The organism is Erythrobacter ramosus, from assembly GCF_009828055.1.
GTDB lineage: Bacteria > Pseudomonadota > Alphaproteobacteria > Sphingomonadales > Sphingomonadaceae > Erythrobacter > Erythrobacter ramosus.
The window spans coordinates 1,250,390-1,266,257 of the sequence record NZ_WTYB01000001.1 but is presented as its reverse complement, the minus strand read 5'-3'; the positions used below and the strand labels follow the sequence as shown (position 1 = coordinate 1,266,257).

The window sequence follows — 15,868 nt, the reverse complement described above, 5'->3', positions numbered from 1 at the left end:
ATCGCGCGCCGCTGATGTGTGCCAGAGGCAAGACGCCGCAAGGGCGCCGCGCCGTTTAGCTCAGATGCTTCGAGACCGCAGCGGTCATCTTGAACATCGAGATCTGGTCCTTGCCGATCACGGCGCCAAGCTTGGCGTCGGGATTGATCTGACGCTTGTCAGTGGTGTCCTGCAGGCTGTTTGCCTTGATGTATTCCCACACCTTCGAGGTCACTTGGGCGCGGGTCATCGGGCCCTTGCCGATCACGGCTTCCAGTTCACCCGAAAGCGTCACCGGCTTCTGCAATGCGTTGGTCGATCCAGCCATCGTCTACTCCCTTATGTAAGTGGCAGGTTAGTCAGATATCATCATCATCCCAGCCTGCATCATCGTCCCCGCCGCCGGTAAAGGTGGCATGGAGCACTGCGCAGGCCGTAATCGTCCCTTGCAGCGATGCAAGCAGTTCCGCTCGTCCTGCGCCGGGCATCAGCACCAGCGGCAGGTCGGTCGCGAACAGTTGAAACAGGTATTGGCGCGTCTCGCCTTCGGGCGGGTCGGGCAGCAGCCATTCGGAATTGCCGACGGCGTTCTTGCCAGTGCGCGGCGGCGTTTCGCCTTCGAGCAGCTTGCCGCGCTGGCCTTTCAGCCCCCACACCAGCCAGTGGCAGGCCGGTTCCGCATTGCTGGTTGACGCTTCTTCGACCACCAGCACCAGTTCCTGCGAACCGGGCGGCGGCGCGCTCCATTCCAGTGGCGGGGCGACGGCGTCTTCCTCGGTCGCGGTGAAGCTCGGGTCGAGCGGCTCGCCCGCGCCAAAGGCGGGGCTGGTCAGCGCAAACCCGCCGCGCGCGAAAGCCTGCGCTGAACCCAGCTTCGCGATGGCGAGGCCGGGATGACGCGCAGATGCGGGCACATGGGGTGCGAGCCAGGCGGGAAATTCCGTCATGATTCTGTCAGTTCCTTGCCCTCGTGCTAGTCGGTTCGGATGCGCGATACGAGACTTCGCAAGCCGGTTTCTGAGGAAAACCGTGCGAATGCAGGCAAAAAGGTCACGCTTTTTCCCAAGTTGACGCTTTTTTGCGCAGGTGGTTCTTGCTCTTGGGGCCGCGCCAATGCATCCTTTGCGCGTCGGGCCGACCCCCTCGGTCCGAATTTCCTTGTGGAGTTGCAAAGTCTTATGACGTTCGGTCGCACCGCTCTTAGTCTTCTGCTTTCCGTCAGTCTGGTCGCCTGCGGCGGCGGCGGATCATCATCCCCACCTGCGACCGGTGGTGGGGGCGGCGGTACGCCCACCCCATCACCTTCCCCCACGCCCACGCCATCGGCCTGCGGCCTGCGCGCGCAGCAGGACTTTGCCGATCAGGTACTCAACGAATGGTACCTGTTCCCCGACCTGCTCGCGTCCGCCGATCCCGCGTCTTTCAACAATCTCGATGATTATCTCGACGCCCGCGTGGCCCCAGCACGCGCGCAGAATCGTGACCGCTTCTTCACCTTTGCGACCTCCATCGCCGAAGAGAACGCGCTGATCAATTCCGGCTCCTCCGCCGGCTTCGGCATCCGCCTGTCCTATGACACGGCCGCACGACGCCTGTTCGTGGTCGAATCCTATGAAGGCGCCAGCGGGCTTGCCGCCGGGCTTGACCGCGGTTCCGAAATTACCGCGATTGGCACCAGCAGCGCCAACCTGCAAAGCGTCTCCAGCCTGTTCGCCAGCGGCGGCGCGCAAGGCGTTGCCAATGCGCTCGGCCCGTCCACGCAGGGCACCACCCGCGTGCTGCGCTTCACCCAACCCGATGGCGCGGTGATCGAGCGCAGCATCACCAAGGCCGACTTCTCGCTCGATCCAGTGTCGGACCGTTATGGCGCGGTGATACTGAACGACGGGGGCAAACGGGTTGGCTATCTCAACCTGCGCACCTTCATTATCGCCGACGCGTCCAACCAGCTGCGCGCCGCTTACGGCCAGTTCGCCGCGCAGGGCGTGACCGAGCTGATCATCGACTTCCGTTACAATGGCGGCGGGTTGGTCGATGTGGCGGACAAGATGGGCGATCTGATGGGAGGCGGACGCGTTGGGCAGGTGTGGAGCCGCACCATACTGCGCCCCTCCAAGGCTGCCGAGAACGTGACCCGCGCCTTCCGCGCCGAAGCCAACGCCATCGCGCCCACCCGGATTGCGATCATCACCACCGGGGCGAGCGCTTCGGCGAGCGAGATCGTCGCCAATTCGCTGATCCCCTACCTTGGCAACAACTCGGCGCTGGTGGGGACCAATTCCTTCGGCAAGCCGGTCGGTCAGTTCGGGTTTGATCTGGCGGCCTGCGACCTCAGAGTGCGGGCGGTGACCTTCCGCACGGTCAACGCCAATAGTCAGGGCGAGTATTTTAGCGGCCTTGCCAGCGTGATGCCCAATACCTGCCGCGCGGGGGACGATATCACCCGCCCCTTGGGTGACCCGCGTGAAGCCTCGATCGCAGCTGCGCTCGATTTCCTCGGCGGGCGGGCCTGCACCCCGATCACGTCCAGTGCCACGACCAGCGGGCTCCAACAGGGACAGAGCGCCCGTCAGGGCTTGGGTCTGCCCGAACGCGAGATGCTCCAGCCGCAGCGGCCCAACGCCGCGCAGCGCGAATTGCCGGGGCTATACTAAAGGCAGCTTAGAGCCCTTGGGGCACGGTTTCGAAGCTGGGGATTTCGCCCAGATCGACCCAGTCCTGCTTGCTCTTGGCATAACAGTGGAAGGCGGGCTTGAGGATGCTGGTATCGTCCAGCGTCCCGGCCTTGATGAACATCATACCTGGCGGGGTCTCGACCCGGGTGAAGACGGGCGAACCGCAGGTGCCGCAGAACTGTCGCCGCACGGTCGCGCCGCTATCGCCGGTGTCGTTGTAGGTGGTGAGCTCGCCTTCGAACTGCACAGCGGCCTCAGGCACGCCGACGATCACCGAAAGCGCGCTGCCCGCCTGCCGCTGGCAGTTCTTGCAATGGCAGGTCACGCAGAGCAGCGGATCGCTTTCGCAGGTGTAGCGCACCGCGCCGCACAGGCAGCCTCCAGTCATAGTCATGGCGTGTCTCTCCCCCTGTTTGCGCGCCTTCAGGGCGCTTCGTCGCCGGTGAATGGCTGACTGGTGGTATAGCCGCAGCCCTCGAATGTCTCCCCGCCCAAAGCGATAGTGGCAACGAAGGGGAACCGGCGGTCGCTCATCCCGTCGCTGCACTCGCCCGGCGTGAGTGTGGCGGTGAGCGGCTTGCTGTCCAGCTCACCGGAAAAGCCGAGTCCGTTGTTTCCGGCGAAGCGTTTCACAGCAAACCGCGTGCCGGGCTGATTCTCGGGCGTAGTCCAGACGCCCTCGCCTGCTGCGATAGCAAGAGTCCAGAACGGCTCGGTCCCGGTGAGGGTCACAGCTTCCTCCGGCGCGACGGCATCGAAGGTCTTGCCCTTGGGGTCGATCCCGTCAGCGGCAGGCGTGCAGGCGGCTGCGGCAGCGAACAGCAGGTAAAGCGCGGCGCGGGGATGGGTGGTGAGCATGGAAGGGCTCCTTTCGCAGGGAAGCTTAAACCGCACCGGGAGCACAAGCAAAGGGCGGGCGCCGTTTGCACGGTGCCCGCCCCTTTCAGGCTGCGATGTCAGCGGTCAGCTTACTTCGGCATCAGCACGGTATCGATCACGTGGATCACGCCGTTGGACGCCGCCACGTCGGTCGCAGTGACCTTGGCGGTGTTGCCGGCCGCATCGGTCAGCACCACGCCGCCATCGACGACCTTGGCATTCAGCGTAGCGCCCTGGACAGTGGTGATGGAGTAGCCTTCATCGCCCGCCTGCGTGATCGCATTGGTCAGCGTAGCCGCATCCACCGTGCCCGGGACGACGTGATAGGTCAGGATCGACTTCAGCGTTTCCTTGTCGTCGGTCGTCAGCTTTTCGACGGTGCCGGCGGGCAGCTTGGCGAAGGCGTCATTGGTCGGGGCGAAGACGGTGAACGGCCCGGCACCCGACAGGGTTGTGCCAAGATCGGCTGCGGTCACGGCGGTCACCAGCGTCGAGAAGGCGTCATCGCCCTGCGCCACTTCGACAATCGTGCCGGCACCGGTGGCTTCATCGGCAACCGCGGTCGTATCGGCGGCGGTGTCTTCCGCAGGGGTTTCGCTGGCGCAAGCGACCAGCGCGAGCGCGGCAACCGAAGCGAGCGTGACATTGATGATCTTCATAAGGCATTCCTCAATATGGGCCAAAAGGCCGGGGGTAGCCCGGATGCAGGAGGGGATCCGAGGCAAGCAGGCGCGGCGCCAAAGCGACGCGGCCTGATAGAGGTACGAGTCCTGCGATGGTGCGGATGTTCCACCCTCTGGGGTGTTCAGGCTCCGCTCGTCCGGAACCATGACCGGATCACCGGGTTGCCCCCTCGATGACCCCAAACTCCACCCGCGCGGCCGCCCTTGCCCGCCTCGCCCAGTTCCTTCCCGCCGCCGGTCGCCGCTACGCTGAAACCCGCAATGCCGATGATGGTCCCGCGAGCGGCGGCCGCAGCAATGTCAGCGAATTGTCGCCTTGGTTGCACGCCGGGGTGATTGGCGAACCCGAAGTGCTGGAAGCGGTCCTCGGCCAGCATAGCCCGCGCGCGGCTGAAAAGTTCATCGCCGAGGTGTTCTGGCGGATCTACTTCAAGGGCTACCTCGAACAGCGCCCGGCGATCTGGGACGATTATTGCACGGGCCGCGATGGCGCTCTTGCCGCAATGGCGCGCAATGCAGGGCTGCAAAGAGCCTATGCCGAGGCGACGGAAGGCCGCACCGGGATCGAGGCTTTCGATGCCTGGGCGCAGGAGTTGGCCGAGACCGGCTACCTCCACAATCACGCGCGGATGTGGTTTGCGAGCATCTGGATCTTCACGCTGAAGCTCAATTGGCGGCTGGGCGCGGATTTCTTCCTGCGGCACCTGATGGATGGCGATGCGGCGTCGAACACGCTGTCGTGGCGCTGGGTCGCGGGGCTGCACACCAAGGGCAAGCACTACTTGGCGCGGGCGGACAATATCGCGCGCTACACCAGCGGTCGGCCGGGCGGCGCGCTGAGAGCGGATGGGCTGGCCGAGGATGCCGAACCGCTGTCCGAACCGCAGGACTACGGGCGGCAAAAGCTCGATCTGCCCGCTCTCGTCAGCGCGGGCGACCTTGCCGAGCCCTTCGCGCTGCTGCTGCATGACGAGGCGGCGCATCATGCCCCGCTCGCCCTGCCCACAGCGCCTGCGATGGTGGTCGCCGCGGCGCGTCCCACAGCGCGCTCGCCCGGCGCCGTTGGCGCGGTCGCGTCGGGCTTTGCCAATGGCGCGGTGGCAGGCGGCATGGCCGAAGCCGCCACCGCCTTCGGCTGCCCCGCGACCGAATGGCGCGCGGGCGAGTCGCTGGCGGCGCTGCTCGACGAAACCGGTGTGTCGCGCATCGCGGTCCCCTACCTCCCCACCGGCTGGACCCGCGACGCGCTAATGTCCGACATCGCGCCGCTGGCCGCGCAAGGCCGGGTCGTGACCATCCTTGGCAATCTCGACCGCGCGACTTGGCCCCATGCCAAGGCCGGGTTCTTCGGTGTGGCCAAGGCGATTGACGGGGTGCTTGCCGAATGCGGGATCACCGGCGGCGCGTAGCGGCTTCAACGCGGAATTAACCTTGCAGGGATAGGGTCTGGCGATCTTTGTCCATGCCGGGGCCTCCACGCGCCATGCTCTATCCCAACCGCCTGCAAGCCGCGTTACTGTTCGACCGGCGAGTCCACGATCTGGAAGCGATCATGCGCGATTTCGTGCGGATCGAGGGGATGCGGTCGAGCGTCAGCTTCCATCTGTCGGAGAACAATCCGGGCCTGTTCTACCGCCTGTTCGATGCCACCGATGAGCTGATGGTGACCTTCGAATATGTCGACCGCCCCGCCAATGCGCAGGTGTTCCAGCCGGCGCTGTCCTCGTTCTACACCGGCATCGTCACCCCCGACATTCGCGAGCGGATCACGCGCTGCGACAGCCACATCCTGCTCGAAGTCTCGCACGGTGTGATGGGCGGCGTCGAGGAGAACCCCGAGATTGCCGCCATGTTCGAAGCGATCGGCCGCGAGCGGTCAGGTGCGAGCCAGCCGCAATTCGAGCGGCGGCTTGCCCTCCTGGCACTGATGACCCGGATCGCGATTGATCATGCGATGCCGCTAGCGGTGCACTGGACGCAGTCCGACACGTTGCTCAGCGGCGAGCTGTTTGATCGGATTGCGGCGGGCAATGACGCGCCGGGGCCGCTCCACATCCACCCGTTCCTGTTCGGCCCGACCGCCGCGCCGGGTGAGAGCGCGCGGGTCGGCATCCGTACCTTCGGCGCTCGCCACTGGCTGGGGCGCGAGATTATCGTCCAGCCCAACGTCCTGCCCTGGGCCGCGAATCTCGAGACGATCTTCGCCTTCCTGCGGGTCGCGACCATGCCGAACGGCTATGTCATTCCCGATGGCGACACCTTCGGACCCGAGGACCGCAGCCTGTCCTATCGCGTCCTGCACCATAATGCGGGCGCGAATATCGGCTATGCCGCGCCCGAGCCTGCCGATGTGCCGTTCTACGAACTGGTGCCGTTGAAGCACCTCGAATACGGCTTCGTCGCGGCCGAACACGTGCCCGACGCCAATGCTTTCGATGACCGCGCCTTCCCGGTCGACATCATGCCGGAGGGACAAGACGAGCGCATGGCGCTCGCCAATGAGTGGTTCGAGAAGCGCAAGCTGGCCGAGGGGATCGGTGGCCGCTTTGAAGTGCGCAAAGCGGGCGAAGGCGATGCTCCTCCCGCACCGGAGCCGTCACCGCCGACGCCCACGCGGGTGATTGCGCCGACGCCCAGTCAGCCGGGACTTCCCGGACTGACCGGACGTGGGCTGCGATCAAGGGTGTTCGGGCGCAAGGAGGGATAACCCCTCGCCTGCGCCCGCACATGCGCAGGGTCAGATCGTCTTATCAGGTGAGGGATCGTGGCGGTGCCGCTGCGCCTTGCCGAGCACGCGTTCCAGCCGTTCCGCCATCGTGTTGGCCGCGATCCGGGCTGCCGCGTCGACATCGGACGCCTTGCCGGTCACGCCGATCGGGCGACTGCCGCGCGGACGCGCTTCGATGGTGCAATGCTTGTCATCCGCGCCATGTTTGCGCCCGTTGACGTCCGAGACATGGACCTCGATCCGCGTCAGCCTGTCAGCGAAGCGTTCCAGCCGCTTGCGCACCTGCGCCTCAATCCGATGGGCGACGTCCTGCGTGCCCATCACCGAGCTGTCGGTGTTGAACTGGAACTGCATGGTGGTCATGGCTGTCTCTCCTTGGGTTCAGTGTCCTGTTGCCCAAGAAGAATATGGGGCGCGCTGATCCGGCTTTCCAGCGGAATCAGGCGAGATGTTCAGGACAGGAGATGATCAGCCGCGCGCTTTTCAGCACGGACGCGGTCAGCCTTGACGCGCTCTTCCGCGGTCTTGCGGGCCTGCTCGGCGAGGCCGCGCCAGGTCTTTTCCGAACGCAATTCGCGCTCACGCACGTTGTCCAGCGTGGCCTTGCCAGCAAGGGCAGCGGCTTCATCGGCACGTTCGCAGTAGAATTCGTAGGTCTGGGCCATCAGGCGCTCCTGCCATGGGAGGGGGTAGGCGGGAATCTGAGGTGGCAGGCAGGACGCGCGAAGCGCCCTGCCGCCGGGTATTCAAATTAGGCAGCAGCCAGATTCACGGCGCTTTCCTTGCCGTTACGGCCGCGCTCGAGATCGAAGCTCAGACGCTGATCCTTTTCAAGGCTGTGCATGCCAGCGGCCTGCACGGCAGTGATGTGGACGAAGCTGTCCGACGAGCCATCGTCGGGCTGAATGAAGCCATAGCCCTTGTCGGTGTTGAAGAACTTTACGGTTCCGGTCTTGCTCATGGAGTGTTCCTTTCAAGAACAATGTATTCCGCACGGCAAAGGGCCGAACGGTTAGTGCGTCGTATCGTCACATGAAAGGAAGTCGTCGTCTGGTTTACGCCGGGGGCCAAAGGGCCAAGCGGCGGAGCGCAAATTTCGAAGTCCGTCGCAAATTTCGACGTCAGCGGGGGCTGTGTAGCACACAAGCGGCGGTTTGCCTAATCGGGGGAAAGGGAAGGTGGGTTCACGCAGAGGCCGCAGAGGAAAGAGAGACGCGGAGAGGCGCAGCGCCGCGCCCTTGCCCTGCCAGATCGAATCGGATCGGCCCGCGCTGCCTCGGTCCGCCAACGGACGGACCGCAAGGCCGACTGGCCGCCCGCAGGTGCTCGATCCCGCAGGGATCGAAACGCACCGAGGACGACCGCGCGGAGGCGCGGTCGCAATCAGGAAAGTTGACAAAGTTGACAGGGTGTCAAGCGCCGTTTCAGCCATTTTTATCATGTAATTCAATTATATAAACCCCAAAAGCGAAGTTGACACTTCGCCATGTCGGGGGGGGGGGGGGGGCAGCAGCATCCCGACCGATCACCGGCGCACCCCATCCGCCCAATCTTCCGCGTCATCGTCCCCTTCCCCGCCCTCCTCCGCGCGGCGCGCGGCTTCGGCGGCGTCATATTCGGCGTAGAGCGCCTCGCGCTCCTCCTCCAGCTGCTCGTCCCAGGTTTCCGGGCCCTGCTCGACCCGTTCGCGCAGCGGGCCGAAATCCTCCGGCCCATATTCCGCCGCCGGATGCGAGGCCGAGGTGCGCCGCGCCCCGCCCGTCCCGCGCATCGCCAGCAGCGCCAGCGTCAGCCGTTCATCATAGCGCCGCGTGGTGCCGATCAGCTCGCCATTGTAGAAATGCTGCACCTCAACCCCGTTGATCGCCCGGTCGAGCGCGGCTTCAGCCAGCGCATCGAAGCGGCAGCGGAACGCCGCCGTCCAGGCGAGATCGAATGGCTCCCCCTTCAACCGCGCGCGCAAGGCATAGGCCGATTGCCGGCTCATCCCCACCGCCCGCGCCGCCTCGGACACGGAATGCGAGGCGGCGAGCGCATCAAGGAAGGTGACCTGACGCTGCGTGGTCCAGCCATCGTGGCGGATCGGGGCGAGCGCGAGGGGCGAAGCGGGGGTGCGAGCGTGCGTCATGGGCCGGAGGATGCCGCGCGATCTGGGAGTAGGAAAGAGCGCGCGTTGCCATTGTCCGCGCCCGGCCCGCTCGGCTAGAGCCGCCCCATGTCACCCGTCACCATTCTGATCGACGCCGACGCCTGCCCGGTGAAGGACGAGATCTACCGCGTCGCCCTGCGCTTCCGCGCCGAGGTGCGCGTGGTCAGCAACGCCCCATTTCGCATTCCCGATAGCCCGCGGGTGAAGCGCGTGGTGGTGAGCGACAGCTTCGACGCGGCGGACGACTGGATTGCCGAGGCGGCGGATGCGCGCTCGGTGGTGGTGACCGCCGACATCCTGCTCGCCGAGCGCTGCCTGAAAGCCGGCGCGCGGGTGCTGAAACACAATGGCGAGGAATTCACCGCCGCCAGCATCGGCGGCGCAATCGCAACCCGCGCGATCATGGCGGATTTGCGCGCCGGGATGGACGGGGTTGGGGGTGGGCCTGCGCCGTTCAGCAAGACGGATCGCTCGCGGTTTTTGCAGGCGTTGGATCGGGTGCTGGTGGGGATGGGGTGATGGGGGGAAGTCGATTTGGATGAAACAGTCGCGAAAGTGTGAATTAAGATCAGACAAGAAACCTTACTTGCTCTGGTTTATGTGGGTCCGACACTCGTCCAGCATACATGCTTATGAAGTTTTCCCGACTTTGCAGAACAAAATCAAGACGATCAGTGTGATACAACGCGCAGAAAAGTGCCGCCGATCTTGCTTGGCAGTTAATTGATTTTTCAGGATTAAACTCAATGTCTGTAAAGCCGTCACGGCTGATAACCATTGCGATCAGGTTCTCATTTTTTATCAGTGCATTGATGTATAGCCAATCGTAGAATGCAGTTTTTGGCTCAAGGTCCCAATCAACCCCGAAAAACGAGAACTTAGTAAGTTGACCATGCGATTTTAGTCGCGCATCTCTCTTTGCATCGATGGGAGAAAAGTCGAATATATCCAAAAATGGCCCACCTAGTTCAAAGACTTTACTTCCTTGAAAGGCAGATTCCACTGTAAGAATTCGACCTTTTTTGGTAACAAATTTCAGATTGAACGAAGAAAGTGCTACGCCGAGAGGATCCTCCGACTTTGACGATACTTCAAGCGGGTTCTTAACGCCGTACTCCAGAAGAGCCATCTCATGGAGGGATCTTATGCTTTTTTGCTTTTGCGACTTCGCAAAACCAGAATGCCACTGAAAATCGACATACCTCTCAAGCACCAGCCGCTTGCCGTCCAGCATAGGCACAAAGATGGGTCGCTTTGCCATTTACCTCAAATTTCTGATGAGTTCAGTTGGAATATGGGCCGGCACAAGCAGCTCATTCTTCCGAGCTTCTCTCAGACGAACTTGTACCTTCGGGTCCTTCCAGTCAGTCCGGGTATATATGACCTTCAAATCAAGCTCCTCGACCATCTCGCTCGCAGGCCTTGGCTGGACCCCCGCCTTATTCGCAACCTCTTTCGTTATGAGCGCCCCCTCGATCGTCAAAACGTTTGGATCGATGCGCAAAAAGCGAGTGCGGCTAATGCGCCCTTCCTTTTTCGTTATATACTCCATCGGGTGCTCCTCAAAGAAGCACAAATGCACGTAGCGATCCATCCCACTCCGTTTATCGGCGTCCAAACTCCACTCGTTTCCGCCAGGCACCATTCCAATCCCGAGCCGACGCATTTCATGCATAGAGAGCAATCCGTGATTCTGGATTGAGGGGAGATTGGTTTCATCAGTGAAATGATAGAAAACCCATCCTTTCGCCAACATAATGTCGCGTAGCTTTATCGCATTCTCCATATGTGCCTCCCCGTCGACAATCTTAGACGCAACATGCTGATAGCACGAGATTTTCGTTGCGAGAACATTTTGTGTTTAGCCTTGGATGACAATTCTTGGTGAGAGGATATATCGCGTGAGGTTTGCTAGATGCGGGAGCAGGCCTGAACAGAGTGGCGGACAGCGGCCAGTCCACCTCGCTCCACCCCCCACATTGACACCTCCCCCCATCAGGCCCACGCTCCGCGCTCGGGCATATCGCCCTCTGATCGGAACATCCTATGGCCAAGGGCCAACAGAAGAAGAGCCGCGAAGCGCGTAAGCCCAAGGCGGACAAGGGGCCGAAGCTCAACGCCAGCCAGCCCAGCACCAAGCCCGGCGGGATCAAGGGTCTGGAGAACATGAAGAACTCCTGAGGCGGGATCGCGCAGACCTAGTGTGGGTCGATCCGGCCCAACACGCGAAAGAAAAACGCGGTCGACCAGCCGATAAGAATAATGCCGAGAATGCTCTCGAACGGGCCGAGCAGGTTCCAGGCGGGGTCGACATAGTCGTCGTGAAACCCGACCGTGGTATAGCTGATGGTCGAGAAATAGAGCGCTTCGGCGAGCGTGTCGACCGCGCCGGTGACGAGATAGAGCGCCGTGAACGCCCAGATCTCGATCCCGTGAAGCGCGAAAATCGCCAGCACGATTCCCAGCGTGAACACCGCGCCGCGTGGGGAGAGCGGGTCGATGTGGCGCAGCCGCTCTGCTGTGCGCTCGCTGCGCAGCGCCCGGCTGAGGCTGAACAGCCCCGCTCCGTGGATGAAGACGCACAACACAAGCATCGTGGTGGAAACGGCAAACTGCACCAGCATGACAAGGCTTATGCCGTGCGCTGATGGGTTAGGCCAGAGGGCGCTCGTGCGACGGCGTGCGCGCGTCTGCTCAGGGTTCAGGGGGTCTTGCGGATATCCTCGGCCAGCACCGCGACCTTGATCCCGAGCTGGCTGACCGTCATCACGTTGGCCGCGCGGCGGCCGTCGGCGGACAGCGTCAACTCTTGCCGCACCCGGAAACCATCCTTGATGGTGAATTCGAGCACCAGCAAGTTGCCCTCGGCGCGGCCTGCGATCGGACTGATCGCTCCCGTCAGTGAGCCTTCATAGCGGCCCGGGGCGACCTCGTGGATGCGCCACTGGCGCTTGCGTGCGGGCTTGTCGCCCTCGTGCACCATCTGATCGAGCACCAGCACCCGGCGCGGCGGGGCGGCCCAAGCGGACTCGGGGCGCACCTCCACTTCGATCCGACCGCTGCTGGTCACCCGGACCGGGATGGGGCCGGAGCCGACCTTGGACATCGTCCCTGTGCCCGCGCTGGTGCCTGCGAAGAAGGTGAAGGGATCGAAGCGCGGCGCCTCGGCACGCATGACAGGGGCCGAGAGCTGCGGGGCTGAGACGCAGGCCGCGAGCAGCCCTGCGCTTGCCAGCGCCGCCGCAATGCTCAGACGAGCGTGGCGCATGATCCCTGCCCCTTGTCAGTCCCTCAATCGTGCTCGCGCCCGCCCGCGCCGACGTATAGCTCGCGGCCGCCTTCGTTATAGCGGCGGCTCATTTCCTCCATGCCCTTCAGCGCTGCCTGACGGCTGGCCTCGGCCGTATCCGCGCCCAGCTTTTCGGAGGCGAGGAAGCTTTCGGGGCTGCTGTTCTGCTTGGCGGCGAAGTCGCGGACGTCTTGGCTGATCTGCATCGAGCAGAACTTCGGCCCGCACATCGAGCAGAAATGCGCCGACTTGGCGCCTTCCGCCGGCAGCGTCTGGTCGTGGTACTGCTCGGCGGTTTCGGGATCGAGGCTGAGGTTGAACTGGTCGCGCCAGCGGAACTCGAAGCGGGCCTTGGAGAGCGCATTGTCGCGCACCTGCGAGGCCGGGTGCCCCTTGGCCAAGTCCGCCGCATGGGCTGCCAGCTTGTAAGTAATCACGCCGACCTTCACATCGTCACGGTCGGGCAGACCGAGGTGCTCCTTGGGCGTGACGTAGCAGAGCATCGCGGTGCCATACCACCCGATCTGCGCCGCGCCGATGCCGCTGGTGATGTGGTCATATCCCGGCGCAATATCGGTGACGAGCGGGCCCAAGGTGTAGAACGGCGCCTCGCCGCACACTTGCAGCTGCTTTTCCATGTTCTCCTTGATCTTGTGCATCGGCACGTGGCCGGGACCTTCGATCATCACCTGCACATCCTGCGCCCAGGCGCGGTGGGTGAGTTCGCCAAGGGTATAGAGTTCGGAGAACTGCGCTTCGTCATTGGCGTCGGCGATGCTGCCGGGGCGCAGGCCATCGCCGAGGCTGTAGGCGATGTCATAGGCCTTCATGATCTCGGTGATCTCGTCAAAGTGTTCGTAGAGGAAGCTTTCCTTGTGGTGGGCGAGGCACCACTTGGCCATGATGCTGCCGCCGCGGCTGACGATCCCGGTGACGCGCTTGGCCGCCATCGGGACGTAGGCGAGACGCACGCCGGCATGGATCGTGAAGTAGTCGACGCCCTGTTCGGCCTGCTCGATCAGCGTGTCGCGGAAGATCTCCCACGTCAGTTCCTCGGCCACGCCGCCGACCTTCTCCAAAGCCTGATAGATCGGCACGGTGCCGACCGGCACGGCGGCGTTGCGGATGATCCATTCGCGGGTGTCGTGGATGTTGCGGCCCGTGGAGAGGTCCATGATCGTGTCCGCGCCCCAGCGGGTCGCCCACACCATCTTGTCGACTTCGCTTGCGACGTTCGAGGCCACAGCGGAGTTGCCGATATTGGCGTTGATCTTGACGAGGAAGTTGCGCCCGATCGCCATCGGCTCGCTTTCGGGGTGGTTGATGTTGTTGGGGATGATCGCGCGGCCCCGGGCGATTTCGTCGCGCACGAATTCGGGCGTGATGATGGTCGGGATTTGCGCGCCCCAGCTCTGCCCGTCGCGCACCATGTCAGCCGCGATTTCGCGGCCGAGGTTCTCGCGCTCGGCGACATATTCCATTTCCGGCGTGATGATGCCTTTGCGGGCATAGTGCATCTGGCTGACGTTCATGCCCGCCTTGGCGCGCAAGGGGCGCTTCACCGCATTGGGGAACTGCGGGACGCCGCCGGAGCGATCCGGGCCAAGCTGGCCGTTATCCTCTGGCTTGATCTCGCGGCCGTCATAAGCCTCGACATCGCCGCGGGCCATGATCCAGTCACGACGCAACTGCGGCAGGCCTGCGTTGATGTCGATATGGGCATCGGGGTCGGTGTACGGGCCGGAGGTGTCGTAAACCCGCACGCTCGGCTCGCCGCCCTCAAGGTCGATCTCGCGCATGGCGACGCGGATGCCGGAGCCGGTGCGCGCGCCAACGTAAATCTTGCGGCTGCCACGGATCGGCCCGGTGGTAACGCCAATTTCGACGGGGCTGTTGATGTCGGCCATAATCGTTCTCTCTCCAAGACGGAGGACAAGCGGACCTATGGCACAGCGACCAGCCCACTCCCTCCGCCGATGCTAATCGGTTCAGGTTCGACGGGTCGGACGGTGCTAACCGCCCCTCTCAGCCAAGCGGCTCCCCGGGGATGACGCAGGATTAGGACAAGGCCAAGGCCGAGTCCAGCCTCACGCAAAACGCGCCGGTATCTCAGGATCGGCAGTGTCGAGCGACGGGATGCTGCCGTCGGGCAACCCTGCATAGGCGCTGGCCCAATGCGCCACCCACGCCGGATCGCGCACCCTTGAAGGGTGGTATCCGGGCGACAGCGACCGCAGCATCGCGGGCGAGCAATGGACGAGGAAGCGCGCCACCATTGCCCACAGCCTGACCCGGCTGAGCGGCCTGCGCCACAACCCATCGCGCTTCAGCATCGCGGCATATCCCTTGCGGCTCGACAGCGCGACATGCACCGTCCCGCAGACCAGCCCCCACGCCCGCCCGCGCCAGTCGCCATAGAGGTAGTTGTAGAGATCCCAGGCGACATTCTTGTGCTCGGTCTCCTCGACCATGTGCCAGAGAATGAGCGAGGCAATCGCACTGTCGGAGCCCGCGAAAAGCTGGCTGCGGCTGCGGATCAGCCATTCTGTGATCCCCATCGTCATCGTCTCGAACCCGGCGGTATAAGCTAGCCGCCACTTAAGGCTGCGCTTCTGGAAAGCGCGGTAATCGGCCTCCATTTCAGCTTCGACCCCCGCCAGTTCGGGGTAATGGCGCTTCAGTATCTCATTGTAGCGGCGGTGGCTCTGGAAATGGATTCCCTCTTGCCCAATGAAGGCGTGGACATCGGCCTTCAGCGCCGGGTCTTGCACCTGTTTCAGGCCTTCCGTCACGGTCTTGATCAGGAAGGGTTCGAGATAGGGCATGGCGAGCGAGGCGCCGTTGACCATGTGGCTCCATTCGGGCCGATCGGGATGCCAGACCGGATCGATGCCCTCGTCGAAAGCAAAGGGGATGCGGCGCACGATAATCTCGGGATGGGCGCTCATGCGCGGCTTCCGGCGTGGCGGTGATGCTGCCATGCGCCCCACAGCAGCAAAGCAACCGCCAGATGCACCCCGATCATCGCGGGCCATCCGGCGAGGAAGATGATGTTGTTGATCGTCACATCGCCGGGGAATGGCCCGCCGCCGAACTCCAGCCCGCGTGTGCCGAACAGGGCATTGGCGATGGCGGGCAAAGTAAACATCCAACCGAACGCCAGCGCTGCCCAGAACAGCATGGCCTGCGCGCGCTCCCCCAGCCGGATATAAGCACCACCCGCGCCAATTGCGATCAGCATCGTGCCGTTGGTGATGCCTTCAAGATGGGCCATGTTCCACGCCCGCCGGTCGCCGGGGATGGCGGCGGGGACATCGGTGACGAACGGCCACAGATCAATCGCGCCCAGCGTGAAGAAGAAATACAGCCAGCCCGACAGCACTGCGAAGGCGATCAGCCCGATCCCGTTGAATACCAGCAGACCACGCCTGCGCTCGGTCAGCATATGCCCCTCCCCCCTTGGCCCGGTCGCTATGCGCCGGGCTC

General features: G+C 63.6%; 21 protein-coding genes. 5 read left to right on the top strand and 16 right to left on the bottom strand.

Annotated elements, in window-relative coordinates; translation table 11 throughout:
• Positions 1–55 precede the first annotated feature (55 nt).
• Together GRI59_RS06295 and GRI59_RS06290 are read right to left on the bottom strand one after the other, a co-directional pair.
• A complete protein-coding gene (locus GRI59_RS06295; protein ID WP_160760294.1) occupies positions 56–307 on the bottom strand; it encodes an SWIB/MDM2 domain-containing protein in 252 nt (83 codons plus the stop codon).
• Positions 308–338: 31 nt separating this feature from the next.
• Positions 339–926 (bottom strand): YbhB/YbcL family Raf kinase inhibitor-like protein, encoded by a 588-nt coding sequence (locus GRI59_RS06290; RefSeq protein WP_160760293.1) that lies wholly within the window; start codon positions 924–926, stop codon positions 339–341.
• Positions 927–1,157: 231 nt separating this feature from the next.
• Between GRI59_RS06290 and GRI59_RS06285 the strand changes: the two genes are divergently transcribed.
• The gene (locus GRI59_RS06285) at positions 1,158–2,633 is read left to right on the top strand and encodes a S41 family peptidase (RefSeq protein ID WP_160760292.1); all 1,476 of its coding nucleotides are present in this window, start codon (positions 1,158–1,160) and stop codon (positions 2,631–2,633) included.
• 7 nt (positions 2,634–2,640) lie between these two features.
• Here the strand turns inward: GRI59_RS06285 and GRI59_RS06280 are convergent, their stop codons facing one another.
• The 3 genes from GRI59_RS06280 to GRI59_RS06270 form a co-directional block, all read right to left on the bottom strand.
• Entirely contained in the window at positions 2,641–3,048 is a 408-nt protein-coding gene (locus GRI59_RS06280; RefSeq protein ID WP_160760291.1) for a GFA family protein, read from the bottom strand.
• A gap of 29 nt (positions 3,049–3,077) precedes the next feature.
• Positions 3,078–3,512, bottom strand: a complete 435-nt coding sequence (locus GRI59_RS06275; protein ID WP_160760290.1) for a COG3650 family protein — start codon at positions 3,510–3,512, stop codon at positions 3,078–3,080.
• Positions 3,513–3,622: 110 nt separating this feature from the next.
• Positions 3,623–4,192 (bottom strand): fasciclin domain-containing protein, encoded by a 570-nt coding sequence (locus tag GRI59_RS06270; protein WP_160760289.1) that lies wholly within the window; start codon positions 4,190–4,192, stop codon positions 3,623–3,625.
• 197 nt (positions 4,193–4,389) lie between these two features.
• Between GRI59_RS06270 and GRI59_RS06265 the strand changes: the two genes are divergently transcribed.
• Together GRI59_RS06265 and GRI59_RS06260 are read left to right on the top strand one after the other, a co-directional pair.
• Positions 4,390–5,625: an FAD-binding domain-containing protein gene (locus tag GRI59_RS06265; protein WP_160760288.1), complete on the top strand. Its 1,236-nt coding sequence runs from the start codon at positions 4,390–4,392 to the stop codon at positions 5,623–5,625.
• A gap of 74 nt (positions 5,626–5,699) precedes the next feature.
• Entirely contained in the window at positions 5,700–6,923 is a 1,224-nt protein-coding gene (locus tag GRI59_RS06260; protein WP_160760287.1) for a hypothetical protein, read from the top strand.
• Between the two features lie 30 nt (positions 6,924–6,953).
• Here GRI59_RS06260 and GRI59_RS06255 read toward each other — a convergent pair whose 3' ends face one another.
• The 4 genes from GRI59_RS06255 to GRI59_RS06240 form a co-directional block, all read right to left on the bottom strand.
• Entirely contained in the window at positions 6,954–7,307 is a 354-nt protein-coding gene (locus tag GRI59_RS06255; protein ID WP_237440675.1) for an HPF/RaiA family ribosome-associated protein, read from the bottom strand.
• 89 nt (positions 7,308–7,396) lie between these two features.
• A complete protein-coding gene (locus GRI59_RS06250; protein ID WP_160760286.1) occupies positions 7,397–7,609 on the bottom strand; it encodes a hypothetical protein in 213 nt (70 codons plus the stop codon).
• A gap of 86 nt (positions 7,610–7,695) precedes the next feature.
• A complete protein-coding gene (locus GRI59_RS06245) occupies positions 7,696–7,905 on the bottom strand; it encodes a cold-shock protein (RefSeq protein WP_160760285.1) in 210 nt (69 codons plus the stop codon).
• Positions 7,906–8,469: 564 nt separating this feature from the next.
• The gene (locus GRI59_RS06240) at positions 8,470–9,072 is read right to left on the bottom strand and encodes a hypothetical protein (RefSeq protein WP_160760284.1); all 603 of its coding nucleotides are present in this window, start codon (positions 9,070–9,072) and stop codon (positions 8,470–8,472) included.
• Between the two features lie 87 nt (positions 9,073–9,159).
• Here GRI59_RS06240 and GRI59_RS06235 point away from each other — a divergent pair, with 87 nt between their 5' ends.
• The gene (locus tag GRI59_RS06235; RefSeq protein WP_160760283.1) at positions 9,160–9,612 is read left to right on the top strand and encodes a YaiI/YqxD family protein; all 453 of its coding nucleotides are present in this window, start codon (positions 9,160–9,162) and stop codon (positions 9,610–9,612) included.
• A gap of 49 nt (positions 9,613–9,661) precedes the next feature.
• Here the strand turns inward: GRI59_RS06235 and GRI59_RS06230 are convergent, their stop codons facing one another.
• The gene (locus GRI59_RS06230; RefSeq protein WP_160760282.1) at positions 9,662–10,354 is read right to left on the bottom strand and encodes a DarT1-associated NADAR antitoxin family protein; all 693 of its coding nucleotides are present in this window, start codon (positions 10,352–10,354) and stop codon (positions 9,662–9,664) included.
• Complete coding sequence (locus tag GRI59_RS06225) at positions 10,355–10,879, bottom strand: DarT ssDNA thymidine ADP-ribosyltransferase family protein (protein ID WP_160760281.1); 525 nt, start codon at positions 10,877–10,879, stop codon at positions 10,355–10,357.
• Positions 10,880–11,139: 260 nt separating this feature from the next.
• Between GRI59_RS06225 and GRI59_RS15920 the strand changes: the two genes are divergently transcribed.
• Positions 11,140–11,274 (top strand): hypothetical protein, encoded by a 135-nt coding sequence (locus GRI59_RS15920; RefSeq protein WP_267886197.1) that lies wholly within the window; start codon positions 11,140–11,142, stop codon positions 11,272–11,274.
• Between the two features lie 17 nt (positions 11,275–11,291).
• Here GRI59_RS15920 and GRI59_RS06220 read toward each other — a convergent pair whose 3' ends face one another.
• The 5 genes from GRI59_RS06220 to GRI59_RS06200 form a co-directional block, all read right to left on the bottom strand.
• Positions 11,292–11,717 (bottom strand): ion channel, encoded by a 426-nt coding sequence (locus tag GRI59_RS06220; protein ID WP_160760280.1) that lies wholly within the window; start codon positions 11,715–11,717, stop codon positions 11,292–11,294.
• A gap of 77 nt (positions 11,718–11,794) precedes the next feature.
• The gene (locus GRI59_RS06215; protein WP_160760279.1) at positions 11,795–12,361 is read right to left on the bottom strand and encodes a DUF3833 family protein; all 567 of its coding nucleotides are present in this window, start codon (positions 12,359–12,361) and stop codon (positions 11,795–11,797) included.
• 23 nt (positions 12,362–12,384) lie between these two features.
• Positions 12,385–14,289, bottom strand: a complete 1,905-nt coding sequence (gene thiC / locus GRI59_RS06210; RefSeq protein WP_160760278.1) for a phosphomethylpyrimidine synthase ThiC — start codon at positions 14,287–14,289, stop codon at positions 12,385–12,387.
• Positions 14,290–14,469: 180 nt separating this feature from the next.
• A complete protein-coding gene (locus GRI59_RS06205; protein ID WP_160760277.1) occupies positions 14,470–15,330 on the bottom strand; it encodes a metal-dependent hydrolase in 861 nt (286 codons plus the stop codon).
• Positions 15,327–15,827 carry a styrene oxide isomerase gene (locus GRI59_RS06200; RefSeq protein WP_160760276.1) on the bottom strand — a complete coding sequence of 167 codons (501 nt, stop codon included), beginning with the start codon at positions 15,825–15,827 and terminating at the stop codon, positions 15,327–15,329. The genes GRI59_RS06205 and GRI59_RS06200 overlap by 4 nt, the downstream gene beginning before the upstream one ends.
• Positions 15,828–15,868 lie beyond the last annotated feature (41 nt).